Raw genomic sequence first — 15,175 nt, 5'->3', positions numbered from 1 at the left:
GCCGTTTCTGCAAACTACCAGAAAACCGTCAGCATGCTGCAAGAAAAGGGGCAGAAACCGGCCTCTTTTCTTGCTGCTATCAGCGCCAGGCGCTGACTGCCTCGACCATGCCGGCCAGCGGCTGGGTGCCGTCGACCATCAACACATCCGGCTCATTATTCGGGCGTTCCAGCGTGCGCAACTGGCTGTCGAGCAGCGCCGGCGGCATGTAGTGGCCAGTCCGCTCGGCCATGCGCTGCTCCAAGACGGAACGGGGCAAATCGATCATGACGAAGCGCAAATTGGGACCAACGGCCAAGCGCAGCCGGTCACGATAGGCGAGCCGCAGGGCCGAGCAACTCGCGACCGCGCCACGATTTTCTGTGACAATCGCCGCGCCGATACGGTCGAGCCAGGGCCAGCGATCAGTGTCATCGAGCGGAATGCCGCCGGCCATTTTGGCGACATTGGCCGGGCCATGCAGCTCGTCGCCCTCGATATAGGGCACGCTCCAGCTGGCGGCCAGCGCCTCGGCCAGCGTCGATTTTCCGCAACCGCTGACCCCCATGACGATGAACTGGCTCGTCATTTTCAGAGCGAAACCGTAATGCCGCCATCGACATAGAGCGTATGGCCATTGACGAAGCTCGACGCATCCGAGGCCAGGAACACCGCAGCGCCAACCAGCTCATCGACATTGCCCCAGCGCCCGGCGGGGGTCCGCTTTTCCAGCCACGAGGAGAATTCAGGATTGTCGACCAGCGCCTGATTGAGCGGCGTCTTGAAATAGCCCGGCGCTATGGCGTTGATCTGGATGCCATATTTGGCCCAGTCGGTGCACATGCCGCGCGTCAGATTGCGCACCGCGCCCTTGGTGGCGGTGTAGGGCGCGATGCCGGGGCGCGCGAGTTCGGCCTGCACCGAAGCGATATTGACGATCTTGCCGCGCCCGCGCGCGATCATGTGTCGGGCCACGGCCTGGCCGGTATAGAACACGCTCGACACATTGGTGCGCAGCAATTGCTCCCAGCGGTCGACGGGGAAATCCTCCAGCGCGCTGCGGAACTGCATGCCGGCATTGTTGACCAGAATTTCGATGGCGCCGAAGCGCTGCTCGACCGCATCGACGCCAGCCACCACCGCGTCATGGTCGGTCACGTCAAAGGCGGCAATCTCCACCGCCAGCCCGTCGGCCCGCAAACTCGCGGCGGCGGCTTCGAGCTTGTCGGCGTCACGGCCATTGAGCACCACCCTGGCGCCATAGCCGGCCAGACCCCGCGCCAGCGCCAGGCCAATGCCCTGGCTTGAGCCGGTGATCAGCGCCAGCCGGTTGCTGAGATCGAAATGGTGAGTGCTCATGCTGTCATCCTGTGTGGGTATGAGGCGGGTGCTAGAGCACCGGCGAGGGCAAGGGCTGGCCGGAAAAATGCGCATCGAGATTGGCCAGCACCAGCCGGCCCATCTGCTGCCGGGTTTCCGCGGTCGCGGCGCCGATATGCGGCACGACGAGCAGATTCCCGGCGGCCAACAGATCGGTGGCGACGTTGGGCTCGCTTTCAAATACATCCAGCGCCGCGCCCCGCAACCGGCGCTCGCGTAGGGCGCTGGCCAGCTCGACCTCATTGACCAAAGCGCCCCGGGCGACATTGATCAGCAGGCCATCGGGACCAAGCGCATCAAGCACCTCGCGCCCGACGATATGGCGGGTTTCCGGCGTCGCGGCAGCGGCGAGGATCAACACATCGCTGGCCGCGGCCAGTTCAAGCAGTGACGGATAATAGCGATAAGGCACCTCGCGCTGCGAGCGATTGGCATAGGCGATACTGCCGCCAAAGCCCTCGAGGCGCCGGGCGATGCTGGCCCCGATGCGGCCCATGCCGAAAATGCCATAGCGCGCACCGGCGACCTTGCGGCCGAGCGGCATTTCGCCGGCGGCCCAGCTGCCGTCGCGCACATAGCTGTCGCCGCGCACCAGCTGGCGGTTGAAACCGACCAGCAGCCCGATCGCCAGATCGGCGACATCATCGGCCATCAGATCGGGCGTATTGGTGACGCGAAAGCCCTGCGCGCGGGCCTGTTCGAGATCGATCTTGTCATAGCCCACGCCATTGATGGCGACGATTTCCAAGCTGGGCATCGCCGCCGCCATGTCCTTGGCCAACCCCAGATGGCCACCGGTGACCACGGCGCGAACCACTGGCCCCACCTGCTGGAGAAACCTGGCCGGGTCGGACTGCTCATGCCAGCGATGCACGGAGAAACGCTGCGCGAGTTCGGCTTCGATGGCCGGCATGAGCGGATAGGTGAGGACGAGATCAGGCTTCACGACAAGTCTTTCCAGCAGGTCAGCCGCGGCCGACGAAAGGCATCTGGGTGGCCATGAGCGTCATGGTGAGCACATTGGCCGAGAGCGGCAGCATTGCCATATTGGCGACAGCCTGGCCGATCAGCGCACTGTCGATGGTGGGCTCCATCGCCGTCGAGCCGTCCGCCTGCAATGCACCGGTCCCGGCAATCTCCTTGGTCATGTCGGTGCCGGCATTGCCGATATCGATCTGGCCGCAGGCGATGTTGAAGCGCCGGCCATCGAGCGCCGACGATTTGGTCAGGCCGGTGATGGCGTGTTTGGTGGCGGTATAGGGCGCCGAGTTGGGACGCGGCGTGGTGGCCGAGATCGAGCCGTTATTGATGATGCGCCCGCCCTGCGGGCTTTGCGCCTTCATCTGGCGGAAGGCGGCCTGCGTACACAGGAAGGCCCCGGTCAAATTGGCCGCCACCACCTGATTCCAGATCTCGAAATCCAGCTCATCGATGGGCACCGCCGGGGCCGACATGCCGGCATTATTGACCAGCAGGTCGAGCCGCCCATAGGTGCTGACCACGGCGGCGAACAAAGCTGCCACGTCAGCCGGCACGCCGATATCGGCGGCATGCACCATTGTGTCGCCACCCAGTTCGGCAGCAGCCGCCTGCAGCACCGCTGCGCGGCGGCCGGTCATGACCACCTTGTAGCCGGACTGCAGCAGGGCTTTGGTGATGGCCTTGCCGACGCCGGTGCCGGCGCCGGTGACCAGGGCAATACCGCCGCTCATGACAGGGTACCTCCCAATTCGTCTTCGATATGGGCGGTGATGATCTCGGCAAAGGTCTGTTCGGCGCGGAAGCCGAGCGACAGCGCCAGGGTCGGGGCATAGTCATAGGCCCAGCCATCGACGATCTTGATGATGCGCGCATCGGGCTCGCGGCGGATCAGGCGGACGGCCTTGTCGCCGGCCACGCTGCGCAGCGCCTCGATTTCGTCGGCAACGGTGGCCGACAGGCCCGGCATGATCAAATTGCGGCGCGTGCCCAACCCGCTCAGGTCGATACTGGCGCCATGCAGCAGGAAGCCGATGGCCGAGCGCGGGCTGGCGAACCAGTGGCGCACGCTGTCATCGACCGGCAAAACCGCCTCCTGCCCCACCAGCGGCTCGCGCAGGATGTTGGAGAAGAAGCCCGAAGCCGCCGCGTTCGGCGTACCGGGGCGAATGCAGATGGTGGGCAGTCGAATGCCGATGCCATCGAAAAAGCCGCGCCGGCTGTAGTCGGCCAGGAGCATTTCGGTCATCGCCTTCTGCGTGCCATAGCTGGTCGAGGGCGCGGTGAGGAAGTCATCGCCGATGGGCGAGGCAAAGGGCGGGCCGAACACCGCCAGCGAGGAGCAAAACACCACGCGTGGGCAATAGGGTTGCTTGATGCCTTCGAGGCGGATCGCCTCGAACAGATTGCGACCGCCATCGAGATTGATGCGGTAGCCCTTCTCGAAATCGGCTTCGGCTTCGCCCGAAACCACGGCGGCGAGATGGAAAATCACGTCGGGACGGCCGGCCACCAGCGTGGTTGCGGCGCCAGCGACCGACAGATCGGACACCACCTGCTCGATCTTGCCAGCGAACCCGGTCGGGGCCGGCGGCTGGATGATATCGGTCAGCGTCAGGGTCTCGATCGGCTTGCCCGCCACTACCCCATCGGCAGCCAGCCGGCTGGCCAGCTTGCGGCCGATCATTCCGGCCGCCCCCACGATCAATACATGCATTTACTTATCCTGTTTACGAGAGCGGTCGGGAGCTCGAATCAGTCGGACCAGACGCAACCCTTGGAGCGCATCATCTCATAGCGGTCCTCGATCGACATTTGACCCTTACGGTGCATCTCGATCAACTGGCTTTCGGTATCCTCGCGATCCTGGCAGGCCTTGGCCAGCTTGGCGACATTGTCGGTCCGCACTACCACGACGCCATCGTCATCGCCGACAATGATGTCGCCCGGACGGATCAGTTCACCGCCGACAACCACCGGATTGTTGATGGTGCCCAGCGTGTCCTTGGAGGTGCCCTTGATGCACAGGCCCAGCGAGAACACCGGGAAGCCGATGGCGCGCAGGCCAACGCCATCGCGCACGCCGGCGTCGATCACCAGACCGGCAATGCCCTTGCCGATGCAGGCCGCCGCCAGCACGTCGCCAAAGCCCCCCTGATTGGGATTGTTGCCGGCGCTGAGCACCAGAATGTCGCCGGGCTGGGCCAGGTTGATGGCCTCGAAGATCATCAGATTGTCGCCGATATGGCACTGCGCGGTTATCGCGGGGCCACAGAATTTCAGGCCCGGCTTGATCGGCTTGATCTGCGGATCGAGCGCACCCAGCTTGCCCTGCGCTTCGTGAATCGTCGCCGGGCTGAACTTGCCGATGGCTTCGAGGTCGGCTTTGGCGGGGCGCTCGATATTACGGATGACATGGGCCATTTGGAAAACCTTGGGGTTGGATTGGGGGAGGCAGGAACGAGCGCAGGACAGGGAGACGACGCGATGGTCGCGACGGCCTGATTGCGCCGGTTTCGCCCCCATTTCGGTGTTGGTATTGAGCGAAGTCTGGCGGGATCGCAGGAGGCTGACCAATACCGAATGTCCAATCGGGCTATAGAAAACGGCTATGGCTTGGCCGCCCCTATCGCTGGTCCTTATGGCCTAAGAACAAGACGCGCTTGGCCGTGCCCGCCGTTCATTCCTAAATTGCGGGCCACTTCCCCAGAGATGAAAACCGTTGAGCATGGACGCCACGACAATCGCCCCGCCCGCGACCCATGCAGCAGAAAGCGGGCTGACGCTGAGCTTTGTCGGCTCGCGCGCCCTCATGCTGGATGCGCCGGGCGACTTCGAGATCGCCGTGCAGCAGCGCGTCTGGGGCCTGGCCGAACATCTGGCCGATTGGAGCGAGGTCGCCGAAGTGGTCATCGGCGTCACCAATCTGCTGGTTATCCTGACGCGCAGCGGCTGCGCCGATATCGAGGCGGTCAGCCAGCGGGTTCGCCACGCCTGGGCCAATCTGCCGCCGACCCGGATCGCGGGCCGCTGCATTGAAATTCCGGTCACCTATGGCGGGGAGCTTGCCATCGACCTGCTGGCCGTCGCCAAACGCGCCGGCCTGACGCCGCGCGAGGTCATCGAAATTCATGGCGCGGGCCACTATACCGTGGTCACCGTCGCCAGCTCGCCCGGCTTTGGCTATCTGCATGGGCTGGACCCGCGCATTCACATGCCGCGCAAGACCACCCCCTCGCTGAGCATGCCGACCGGCTCGGTGACCATTGGCGGCATGCTGACCGGCGTTGCCGTCACCACCGGGCCCAATGGCTGGAACGCCATCGGCCATTCCGAGATGAAGCTGTTCGACGCCACCCTGGCCGAGCCTGCCGTGCTGCGCTCCGGCGACCGGGTGCGGTTCCGCGCCGAGAGGATTTTGCTGTGATTGAGATCGTCGACTGCGGCACGCTCAATACCGTGCAGGATCTGGGCCGCTTCGGCCGCCGCTCCATCGGCATCGGCACCTCCGGCGCCATGGATGAGCTGGCCCTGCGGGTCGGCAATATCCTCGTCGGCAATGAGGAAGGCGCCGCCGGCATCGAGCTGCAGACCTTCCCGTTCCGCCTGCGCTTTACCCGGACCACCCGCTTTGCCGTGACCGGCACCGACGCGCCGGCCCAGCTCGACGGCACCCCCCTGCCGCCCTGGTGGACGAGCCAGGCGCAGGCCGGCCAGGAATTGCTCATCGCGGCGCCCGAACGCGGCGCGCGGGTCTATGTCACCATCGCCGGCGGGCTGGCCGTGCCGCTGGTGATGGAGTCGCGCAGCACCCATCTGCGCGGCGGTTTTGGCGGCCTCGACGGCCGGGCCTTGCGGGCGGGCGATCACCTGCCGCTCGGTCCGGCGGCGGCGTCATCGGCCTGGGAGATCGGCGCCTTGCCACCGGCCTATGCTGCCGGCCCGGTGCAACAGGTTCGTGCGATTGTCGGCGCCGAATTCACCCTGCTGCCGCTGGCGCTACAGGCCGAATTCTGGTCGGCAGACTGGACCATCTCGGCGCAAAGCGACCGGGCCGGTTATCGGCTGCGCGGGCCGGAGCTGAAATTGCCCAAGCCGGTGGAAATGCGCTCCTATGGCGTGGTGGCCGGCATCGTGCAGTTGCCCCCCTCGGGCCAGCCCATCGTGCAGTTGAGCGACGCCAATACCGCCGGCGGCTATCTCCGGCTGGCCGGCATCATCGAAGCCGACCTGCCCCGGATCGGCCAGGCCCGGCTCGGCAGCCGCATCCAATTTGTCGAAGTCGACTTCGCCACCGCCCAGCAGGCCATGGCCGACATCGACGATTATCTGACCGACCTGCGCCAGACCCTTGGCGCGCTGCACATTGCCCACACTCGATAGACGGAGACACCAGTGAAGCTCGATATCAATTCGGACATGGGCGAAGGCTTCGGCAATTATTCGGTCGGCGATGACGCCGCCATTCTCGGCTCGGTGACCTCGGCCAATGTCGCCTGCGGCTTTCATGCCGGCGACCCCAGCATCATGGCGCATACCGTTGCCATGGCCAAACAGGGCGGCATCGGCATTGGCGCCCATCCCGGCCTGCCCGATCTACTGGGCTTTGGCCGCCGCACTATGGCGGTCGACCCCAAGGACATGCGCAACATGCTGATCTACCAGATCGGCGCGCTGCAAGGCTTTGCCGCCGCTGCTGGCCATGAGGTGACCCATGTCAGCTATCACGCCGCCTTCGGCAATATGGCGACCGCCAACCGCGAGCTGGCAGATGTGATGACCCAAGCCATCGCGGCGGTCGATCGCGATCTGATCGTGTTTTCCATGCCCGACACCGAGGTCGAATTCTCGGCCCGGGCAGCCGGGCTGCGCACCATCCAGATGTTCCTCGCCGACCGCGGCTATCGCGAGGATGGCTCGCTGGTGCCGCGCGGCCAGTCCGGCGCGCTGATCACCGAGATCGACAGCGTCAAGGCGCGCATCCACCGCTTCGTCGAATCCGGCACCGTGCTCACCGCCGACGGCCAGTCCATCGGCATGCGCGCCCAATCCATCCTGATCCACAGCGACACGCCGGGGGCCGCGCAGATCGCTGCGGCGGTGCGCCAAGCCATCGTGGAGGCCGGCGGCGCAGTAGCCCCGGCGACCGAGATTGCCGCCTGAGGCCGATATCTTCATTTGGTACTCAGCGGACCGCGCATGATACAGCACGCTGGACTAAAAAATGGGGATCGTCATGGACATCCGTCGCCTTAACGCCTTTGTCAAAGTCGTGGATCTGGGCAGCGTGACGCGGGCCGCTGGCGTGCTGCGCCTGGCCCAGCCGGCGTTGAGCCAGCAGATCGCCGGTCTCGAACTCGAATTCGGGGTCAAGCTGCTGGTGCGCAGCCCGCGCGGCGTGACGCCGACCCCGGCCGGCATGGTGCTGTATCGCTATGCCAGCGCCATCCACCGCCAGCTCGAAGAAGCCCGCCGCAACGTCAAGGACACGGCGGGGGGCCTGTCGGGCAATGTCACCGTGGGGCTGGCGCCATGGAGTTCGGCCTCGCTGCTCGGGCCGGCTTTGCTGCGCGCGGTGCGGCGCGAGCATCCCGGCATCCTGCTGCATATCTTCGATATTTTCGGCATGGCCTTCAGCGAAATGCTGCTGCGCGGCCGGATGGATCTGGGACTGCTCTATGGCGATTCCGCGCCCCGGGGCCTGCACTACAAGACGCTGTACCAGGAAGAATTCTGCCTGATGGCGTCGGAAACGCTGCTGCCGGCGGAGCCCGGTCCCATCGACCTGCAAACGCTGGCGAGGCTGCCGATGATCCTGCCGACCGAGGAATCCTTCCTGCGCCAGATGGTGGACCGCCACTGCCGCAGCGCCGGGCTGACCCCGACCATCGTCGCCGAAGTGCAGTCGCGCCACGTGCTGGCGGCGGCGCTGTCGGATGGGCTGGGCGCGGCGGTGCTGCCGGCCAGCGTCGCCCGCTCGATGGTGACCGGCGACAGCGTCACCCTGCGCCCGCTCGCGCCGGCCATGAGCATGCCGGTCTCGCTGGCGATCCCCGACAGCACCGGGCTGAGCGATGCCGCCTATGCGGTGCATGAATTGCTGGTCGGGCTGGTGCGGGACAACTCATCCTTGCTGCTCGACGCCCGCCTCTAGCAGCGTCTGGACCACCCACCATCAGCGGGTGGTCCATTTTGGCGCTTAATGCATGCCCTTGCAGAAGCTGATGATCCGCTCGCAGGCCAGTTCCAGCGAGGCGGTGTCGGTGGCGTAAGAGATGCGGAAATACGGGCTCGTGCCATAGGCCGTGCCCTGCACGGTCGCCACGTGATGTTCCGCCAGCAGCGCAAACACGAAATCGGTATCGCTATCGATCTTGCGCCCGCCCGCCGTGGTCTTGCCGATCAGGCCGGCAATATTGGCGAACACGTAAAACGCGCCGGATGGCTTGTGGCAGGTGATGCCGGGCGCCAGCCGCAACTGCTCGACCACCATGTCGCGGCGGGTGCGGTAGATTTCGGCCTGCTCGGCCAGCAAGTCCTGCGGACCGTTCAGCACCGCCACCGACGCGGCCTGCGCCGGGGTGCAGATGCCGCCGGTTGCCTGCAACTGGATGGCGTTCATAGCGGCAATCAGCTCCCGCGGACCACCGGCATAGCCGACGCGCCAGCCGGTCATGGCATAGGCCTTGGAGACGCCATTGACGGTCAGCGTCCGCTCCTTGAGGCGGGGCTCCACCTGGGCGATGGTGGCGAATTCGGCGCCGTCATAGATCAGATGCTCATAGATGTCGTCGGTCAGCACCCAGACATGGGGATGCTCCAGCAGCACTTCCGCAATGGCCTCCAGATCCGCGCGCGGGCCGGCGGCGCCGCTGGGATTGTTGGGGAAATTGATGATCAGCCAACGCGTCTTGGGGGTGATCGCCGCGCGCAGATCCTCGGGACGGAGCCGGAACAGCGTCTCTTCCGGGCACGCCACCGCCACCGGGGTGGCGCCCGACAGATGCACGATATCGGCATAGGTGATCCAGCCCGGCGACGGGATGATCACTTCATCGCCCGGATTGCAGGTGCCCATGATGTTCAATCTTCGGTCGTCCTCACCGCCAAACGGCAACATAACTTTCCCGTAGGAAACAGCGGGAAAGGTTACATTATGAAGCAGGCAAAGGTGCTCACAGAAGCCGAATTCAAACGGGTGCTGGCCGTTACTGCGCAGGGCAAACATGCTGGGCGTAACGGAATGGCGCTGATGCTGTCCCATTATGCCGGGCTGCGCGTAGGTGAGATCGCAACGCTGTATTGGTCCGACCTCATTTCCGCTGATGGGCAGATCGTCGAACAATTCTATCTGAAACCAGAGAACACCAAATCCAACGAAGCCAGACCCGTACACTTGAGCAAACGCCTGCAACGGGAGTTGACCCTCTACAAGGCCACGCAAAGCGTCAAACCTATTGACCCATTGATCCAATCACAAAAGCGCGGAGCGTTCTCAGCGAATAGCCTGTGTCAGCTATTTGGACGCATCTACAGGGATGCTGGAATCAATGGCGCAACCTCACATAGTGGCAGGCGCTGGTTCATTACCCGACTTGCGCATTCTGGCGTCTCACCAAAGGTCATCATGACGTTGGCAGGGCATCGCAGCTTGGCGACCACGCAGCGCTATATCGACGTCAATGATGAGATGATGGCCAGGGCAGTCGATATCCTTTGAGGTCAGAGTACGTGTAGCTGCCCGAGCGCAAATAAGGTGCCGTCGATCTAGTGCGAGATCCTCTCGAAAAGTGGGCGCCAGGCCTTGCCGGAGCTGGATTTAGAATGGCTACGGATGATCGGAAGGGTATTGTTTGGTGTATTGGTCGGAAAAACCACCAATAGCCCTAAATTTCCAAAACCTAGCGGGCGCCGCTTATCGATCTTCCCACCTAGGTCGATACAAAGTGATTTCGCCCTCTCCCACTCGTCTTCAGTCCTAAATCCTGACTTGTCTGGAGGCAGAGCAAAGCTCTCGGGGCCCAATATCTGACATGTGAAAAAGTCGAGATCGATGTCTGAAACCCGCGAAAACTTTCCCAAAATTAGCTTCTGTCCCTCGGCAGTAGACGCTAGCGCTACCACTCGCACCTTAGTTTCGGTGAGGACCTCTCTGTTGTTTTCGATAAATTGGAGAACATTCTCTGAGAGAGATTCCCCTGTAGCTGCTAGGTCGTCGATAATCACCACTGCAGCAGCTGGACCATGCTCCTTAGCGCGCTCCGTATAGCGTTTTGAAAAACTGACTTGGCTAATGATGTTGGAAACGCTGATCTTGTTCTCTTCGGCGTAGAGAGTGGCGTAGGCGGCGCCACTTTTTCCTTCGCCATCCACGTATGTAATCACAATATCAGACCGTCGCTCATGGAGCGAACGCATGACAGGCACCGGTAGGCCCGGTCGCAGCGCAGCAAAAGCCTCGCGAACGCGCTCCCTGACGAGGGCTTCACTGAACACCTTCGTACGCTGCAGCAAAGTGAAGAGGATCCTTTGATCCTTCAGCCCTTCAATCTGCTGATACCAAGAGCGTATTTCGTCAGAGCCAATATGCTGCCCCCTGTATGTTGGCCAACGTTTTGCAAGCGCTGCTACTTCTTCGGATAGAATTAATGCAGAATGTTCTTCACGAAGTGCGGAATTCGCCAGCTCCTCGCTCAAATTGTCGGAGATGAGTTGCTGAGCCCCGATGTCCATTAGCCAACGACCGAAGATAGGAAGAACGAACTCGTAAGCACCCGCTGACTCACTCAGAACCCCACGCGTTACGAAGTCGTTCAGCACCGCCACAATCTCGCCCTCAGTAATAAAGGATGAGGCCTTGCTGGCGGCCACATTTGTAGCGGTAATTGGCAAACCAATTCGACCACATCTTGCAGTGGCTACCAGCACTCGGGTCCGACGCAAAATGTCGGGTTCTCGCTCTGCTATCGGGCGTGGTACGCCGTCTTGCCAGAGATGCGCGAAAGAGTTTGATCCTAACGCTGATATAGCATTGTCTGTAGCGGCCTTGACCTCGTCAAAAGTAATATCAGTGTCTTTTTCCTCAACTGCACGCTGTACGACAGCAGCGCACACGATTTTGGCAAAATATGGGTTTCCGTTTGAAGAGTTGTATACCTCTGATATTGCGTCCTCATGCCAGTTTATAATGGAAGCGGTGGGCCTCCTTACCATCCCCTGAAAGTCGACCCACTCCCTTTCCCGAGAAAAGTAGTTCAAATTCACGCGGGAAAAATTGTTGAGCTTCTGTCCTTGGCGCTCCATAATAAATGGCATGTTTTCGCCGCCGACCAATATAAGGGAGAAATTAGCTCTCCGCGAGATTGATCTAAGATTGGCAAAGAAAGTCTCAGCTAGATTGCCCTGTAAGAACAGTTCTTGATGGATCTCGTCGAACTCGTCAATTATGAAGATGAATCGTTTTGTAGGAGAAACTTCTGCCGCAACCTCTGAAATGACTACCAAATGTGAAAGCGAACCGTCGTAATCGCCGCTTTCCAAGGATATATTTTGACCAAGTTGGCTCCTTAGAATCGCTCGATGTTTAGACCTAGGGATTTGACGCTAGCCTTCGGATCTGCGTTGGCCACGTCGCCCCAAAGTATATAATGTGCTGAAATGTCGTTTGTTGGGTGATTGGTGGTAGCAAAATCTATGACGGCATTTGCAAGAGATGTTTTTCCAACCCGTTTTTGGCCTGTTATATAGAATGGCTCCATTACTTCTCGAAGAAGCTTTGAGGCAAGGGTGCGGACAAGGTCGGTTCGGCCAATAAAACTGTCACCTTTAGCTACACTTGTGCTGTAGGGCGACCAGTATTCTAGTGATGGCCAATCAACATTTTTGCTTTGAGATAGTACTTTCACATGGAAATCGGCCGAAATTCGATCTGGATTTCCAATTTCGCCCCATTCAATATGGAGCAAGAACTCTGCATTGGAGCATTCTTTGGTGACCAGTGCTTCCAAGACAACCGAAAAATCGCCTGGTTTGACGCTCCCTAAATTTGTTGCAACATTATCGAATACAAGATCATCGCTGCCTGAGAGCACGGATACGTTCACGTCGAGGGCTAATCCGGCCCCTTTGTTTCTCAGCGGAATTACTAGATGAAATTGGCGGCCTTCCTCATAGAGCGGGTACCGCTTGGCGAGTGTATCCTCTCCTGCCCAACCTTTGACAACGACAGCTCGATACTGAGACCTCACGTTCATCAAAAACTGTTCCACGCACCGTTGTGTGCTATCCAACAGTTTCAAAAAGTACTCATTTGACAGACTGGAGGGATATTCCTCCACCATAGCTTTCATGTCATCTACAGTTCTCTGGCAATCCTCAAAATTCTGGAGAAATTTTGCGTCCAACGATTCCAGTTTTTGTAGCGAACCAAATAGAACCTCTGTAGAGCTTTTCAACTCACGCAAATGGTGCGGGCCAAAGTATGCACGTACAATACTATGGCTAAGGGATCCTAGAATTGACCTGCGAGCACCAACCAAGGCCTGCAGGTCGCCGTAACTGTCCGTAAGAGGAGATAGATTCCCAGAGATCGTCTTGTGGGCCTGTTGCAGGGTAGCAAATTTCTCGTAGGTCTGTGATCGTGGCTTCATAGATAGAAATGTGCAAATCTCCGGGGCGCTGGTCTCGCACAATTCAACTATCAGCCTCTCAAGATGATTGGTTGAATTCGGTTCTGGAATGACGCCATCGACAGAAAGACACCTAAATATCACCGAGGGAACAGTAGGTGACTTACTTCCCGTTCTGTTAAACAAGGCGATGGCGTCCGCAATCGATCCTATGTCCGAAGTTGAGTTCGATTGAGCGAACAGCCAAGTCCGCAAAGCTGATTTCGCATCCGAAATTCTACCGGCCGCGATAAATCTCTCGATCTCAGTTATTGGATCATCAGAATTTTCGCCAAGCGCTGTTACAATGAATTCCACGTACTTCTCCCATAGTGCGGGCACTTTCACAGAGAATGGCTTCCTATGCCATGCTTACATTTTGAAACCCACAGCTGTGGATTTCCGCTGCGTCAAATTAGCAAGTTTTTCTATTTCATCTGGAGCGGTTGCTATCCGAATCTGAGCGACGACAGAGCAACGCGCGCCCCCCCGCTTCTGCGCAGCGCGTTCACTTAAACGTTCTGGGATCATGCCAATCCACTGCAAACTTGCCCCTTACTTACTGGGTTTATCCCAGCTTCCTTCGAGCTGTTTGGCCATGTCGTCTGGTACTACATCCGAATAATAGGATTCGATCAGCCGAACCGACGTGCGCATGTTGATAGCCAGCGTGTAGATGTCAGTGCCTTTACGGATTTGGTTCGACGCGTAGGTGTGACGAAAGCTGTAGGCCGGAAGCATCCGCATTTGCCCTACGAAGCCCCACAGCTGACCTTAGCCCCTTTTGCACGCAACAGGTGCTGAACGCTGCCAAACACCAGAGCACGGCCCCTCTAGCATGACCACTCACATAATCAGTCGGTGTCCGTGCCAATCCGGCGCCAGCTTGGACGCTTCTTCGGTAGGTCGCACTTTCGAGTAGAAGGTATCGATCATCTTTGTGGACGTGCCAGCGTTGATCGCCAGCAAATGAGGGTGCACGTTCGAACGCAGCATTTGCGTGATGTAGAAGTGCCTGAACGAGAAACTATCCCGCAAACGCCCATCGCTCGCCACTTTAAGGCTAGCTGCCTCCAAAAGGCTGTTCAGCCCCTTTTTGAAGGTTCGAAGGCCCGTACCGTCGGCATTGAAAAACACGGGGTCTGTTTTCTCAACCACACGCCCAATCTCCAAGATAAAGACATTTTTCAGTAGACTAAGCGGGACGAGGATTTCTGGCATCGTCGCAACCTCTCGCCCCATGCCTTTCCCACGCGCATGCAGGATAATGATGTCGCTGGGCTTTTTGTCTTTGGTGACAGTCCTGCGTTCTTCGATGTCATTCCAAGTTAGGTTAAACAGCTCAGTTGGCCTCAACCCGGTGTATCCGGCTAACGAGACAAAGGCGTGGAGTTTAACACGATCATTTCGCACGTGCTCATTGATGTGCGTCTCGTAAACGCGCTTTTCACTAAGCGCGAGCAGCCGCATAAATTCATCCAGCGTGAAAGCCGGACGGGACTTCACCACACGGCGCTTAGAACGTTTGATTTCAATGGCCGGGACTTTTTTGGTGTAATCTCGTTTTAGACCATACTCAAACAGCTGGCGGAGCAGCAGCGCCTCTTTGGATAGAGTGCTATCACTTGGCGGGCCCTCTTTGACTGGACGCCGTATGCTGATCGTTTTGCCATTCACCGTACGATTGTATCGAATGAATGGCTGCTTCGAACCTGGTCCACTCGTCCAGTAGTCCCTGCGCCATTCCCAATATTCTTCGATGTCGATAGTTTTGATGGTGGCGAGCGCCTTTGTGCCGAAGTGGCCAACGAAATAGTTTCGAATGACGGGCAGATAATCCTTACGCTGGTATTCAGCGCGCTGGCCTCGCTCTATCTCTTTTTCGATCAGCGCAATAAATTCCCCAGCTACGTCAGCAAAGGATTTTGGCTTCAGCAGAACACCGTTACGCGCGAGAATGCACTGCTCCTGCCAGATGCCTTCAGCCATAGACTGAGCTGTCTGCTCGTCTCGTGTTTTCAACGAAAATCGAAGCTGACCATGCCCACTAACGGAAAATCGCAAGTACCAGAGGCCATCTCGCTCATAAAGTGCGTAGCCTGATGAAAGTGGATTGCCCTCTTTGGCAACTTTGATTGTCTGTCCCATGCACACATCATAGTTTCGATGGG

The 15,175-nt window shown here is 59.7% G+C and carries 14 protein-coding genes and 1 pseudogene; 5 read left to right on the top strand and 10 right to left on the bottom strand.

Annotation, left to right across the window (positions count from 1 at the left end):
• Window positions 1–79: 79 nt before the first annotated feature.
• Genes ACX3OW_RS14525 through ACX3OW_RS14500 form a run of 6 tightly spaced genes read right to left on the bottom strand, consistent with a single transcriptional unit; the run spans window position 80 to window position 4,761 of the window.
• A complete protein-coding gene (locus ACX3OW_RS14525) occupies window positions 80–568 on the bottom strand; it encodes a gluconokinase (RefSeq protein WP_459096507.1) in 489 nt (162 codons plus the stop codon).
• Between the two features lie 2 nt (window positions 569–570).
• The gene (locus tag ACX3OW_RS14520) at window positions 571–1,338 is read right to left on the bottom strand and encodes an SDR family oxidoreductase (RefSeq protein ID WP_459096506.1); all 768 of its coding nucleotides are present in this window, start codon (window positions 1,336–1,338) and stop codon (window positions 571–573) included.
• A 31-nt stretch (window positions 1,339–1,369) separates the two neighbouring features.
• On the bottom strand, window positions 1,370–2,305 hold the full coding sequence (locus tag ACX3OW_RS14515; protein WP_459096505.1) for a 2-hydroxyacid dehydrogenase: 936 nt from the start codon (window positions 2,303–2,305) through the stop codon (window positions 1,370–1,372).
• 19 nt (window positions 2,306–2,324) lie between these two features.
• Window positions 2,325–3,071 carry an SDR family oxidoreductase gene (locus tag ACX3OW_RS14510; protein ID WP_459096504.1) on the bottom strand — a complete coding sequence of 249 codons (747 nt, stop codon included), beginning with the start codon at window positions 3,069–3,071 and terminating at the stop codon, window positions 2,325–2,327.
• Complete coding sequence (gene denD, locus ACX3OW_RS14505; protein ID WP_459096503.1) at window positions 3,068–4,054, bottom strand: D-erythronate dehydrogenase; 987 nt, start codon at window positions 4,052–4,054, stop codon at window positions 3,068–3,070. The genes ACX3OW_RS14510 and denD overlap by 4 nt, the downstream gene beginning before the upstream one ends.
• Window positions 4,055–4,092: 38 nt before the next feature.
• A complete protein-coding gene (locus ACX3OW_RS14500; RefSeq protein ID WP_459096502.1) occupies window positions 4,093–4,761 on the bottom strand; it encodes a 4-carboxy-4-hydroxy-2-oxoadipate aldolase/oxaloacetate decarboxylase in 669 nt (222 codons plus the stop codon).
• 304 nt (window positions 4,762–5,065) lie between these two features.
• Between ACX3OW_RS14500 and pxpB the strand changes: the two genes are divergently transcribed.
• The 4 genes from pxpB to ACX3OW_RS14480 all read left to right on the top strand — a co-directional run bounded on the left by pxpB (window position 5,066) and on the right by ACX3OW_RS14480 (window position 8,491).
• Complete coding sequence (pxpB, locus tag ACX3OW_RS14495; RefSeq protein ID WP_459096501.1) at window positions 5,066–5,764, top strand: 5-oxoprolinase subunit PxpB; 699 nt, start codon at window positions 5,066–5,068, stop codon at window positions 5,762–5,764.
• On the top strand, window positions 5,761–6,720 hold the full coding sequence (locus ACX3OW_RS14490) for a 5-oxoprolinase subunit C family protein (protein ID WP_459096500.1): 960 nt from the start codon (window positions 5,761–5,763) through the stop codon (window positions 6,718–6,720). The genes pxpB and ACX3OW_RS14490 overlap by 4 nt, the downstream gene beginning before the upstream one ends.
• Before the next feature lie 12 nt (window positions 6,721–6,732).
• Complete coding sequence (locus tag ACX3OW_RS14485; RefSeq protein ID WP_459096499.1) at window positions 6,733–7,500, top strand: LamB/YcsF family protein; 768 nt, start codon at window positions 6,733–6,735, stop codon at window positions 7,498–7,500.
• Between the two features lie 73 nt (window positions 7,501–7,573).
• On the top strand, window positions 7,574–8,491 hold the full coding sequence (locus ACX3OW_RS14480) for a LysR substrate-binding domain-containing protein (RefSeq protein ID WP_459096498.1): 918 nt from the start codon (window positions 7,574–7,576) through the stop codon (window positions 8,489–8,491).
• A gap of 45 nt (window positions 8,492–8,536) precedes the next feature.
• On the opposite strand, the pseudogene ACX3OW_RS14475 reads toward ACX3OW_RS14480, so the two are convergent.
• Window positions 8,537–9,418 (bottom strand): annotated as a pseudogene (locus ACX3OW_RS14475) (pyridoxal phosphate-dependent aminotransferase); the annotation flags it as partial.
• A gap of 75 nt (window positions 9,419–9,493) precedes the next feature.
• Between ACX3OW_RS14475 and ACX3OW_RS14470 the strand changes: the two are divergent.
• Entirely contained in the window at window positions 9,494–10,057 is a 564-nt protein-coding gene (locus tag ACX3OW_RS14470; RefSeq protein WP_459096497.1) for a tyrosine-type recombinase/integrase, read from the top strand.
• 47 nt (window positions 10,058–10,104) lie between these two features.
• Here the strand turns inward: ACX3OW_RS14470 and ACX3OW_RS14465 are convergent, their stop codons facing one another.
• From ACX3OW_RS14465 to ACX3OW_RS14455, 3 genes are all read right to left on the bottom strand, one after another.
• The gene (locus tag ACX3OW_RS14465) at window positions 10,105–11,877 is read right to left on the bottom strand and encodes a phosphoribosyltransferase-like protein (protein ID WP_459096496.1); all 1,773 of its coding nucleotides are present in this window, start codon (window positions 11,875–11,877) and stop codon (window positions 10,105–10,107) included.
• Window positions 11,878–11,903: 26 nt separating this feature from the next.
• Window positions 11,904–13,322 (bottom strand): hypothetical protein, encoded by a 1,419-nt coding sequence (locus ACX3OW_RS14460; protein ID WP_459096495.1) that lies wholly within the window; start codon window positions 13,320–13,322, stop codon window positions 11,904–11,906.
• 528 nt (window positions 13,323–13,850) lie between these two features.
• Window positions 13,851–15,152: a tyrosine-type recombinase/integrase gene (locus ACX3OW_RS14455; RefSeq protein WP_459096494.1), complete on the bottom strand. Its 1,302-nt coding sequence runs from the start codon at window positions 15,150–15,152 to the stop codon at window positions 13,851–13,853.
• Window positions 15,153–15,175 lie beyond the last annotated feature (23 nt).

The sequence above is a fragment of the Devosia sp. A449 genome, assembly GCF_054489375.1.
Note: the sequence above shows the minus strand (reverse complement) of the source record. Positions and strands in the feature narration are given on the sequence as shown.

Excerpts from the sequence above, each read along its gene's own strand:
- ACX3OW_RS14525 (WP_459096507.1), bottom strand. The coding sequence starts at position 568 with ATGACGAGCCAGTTCATCGTCATGGGGGTCAGCGGTTGCGGAAAATCG.
- ACX3OW_RS14455 (WP_459096494.1), bottom strand. The coding sequence starts at position 15,152 with ATGGGACAGACAATCAAAGTTGCCAAAGAGGGCAATCCACTTTCATCA.
- ACX3OW_RS14470 (WP_459096497.1), top strand. The coding sequence starts at position 9,494 with ATGAAGCAGGCAAAGGTGCTCACAGAAGCCGAATTCAAACGGGTGCTG.
- ACX3OW_RS14480 (WP_459096498.1), top strand. The coding sequence starts at position 7,574 with ATGGACATCCGTCGCCTTAACGCCTTTGTCAAAGTCGTGGATCTGGGC.
- denD (WP_459096503.1), bottom strand. The coding sequence starts at position 4,054 with ATGCATGTATTGATCGTGGGGGCGGCCGGAATGATCGGCCGCAAGCTG.
- ACX3OW_RS14500 (WP_459096502.1), bottom strand. The coding sequence starts at position 4,761 with ATGGCCCATGTCATCCGTAATATCGAGCGCCCCGCCAAAGCCGACCTC.
- pxpB (WP_459096501.1), top strand. The coding sequence starts at position 5,066 with ATGGACGCCACGACAATCGCCCCGCCCGCGACCCATGCAGCAGAAAGC.
- ACX3OW_RS14520 (WP_459096506.1), bottom strand. The coding sequence starts at position 1,338 with ATGAGCACTCACCATTTCGATCTCAGCAACCGGCTGGCGCTGATCACC.
- ACX3OW_RS14510 (WP_459096504.1), bottom strand. The coding sequence starts at position 3,071 with ATGAGCGGCGGTATTGCCCTGGTCACCGGCGCCGGCACCGGCGTCGGC.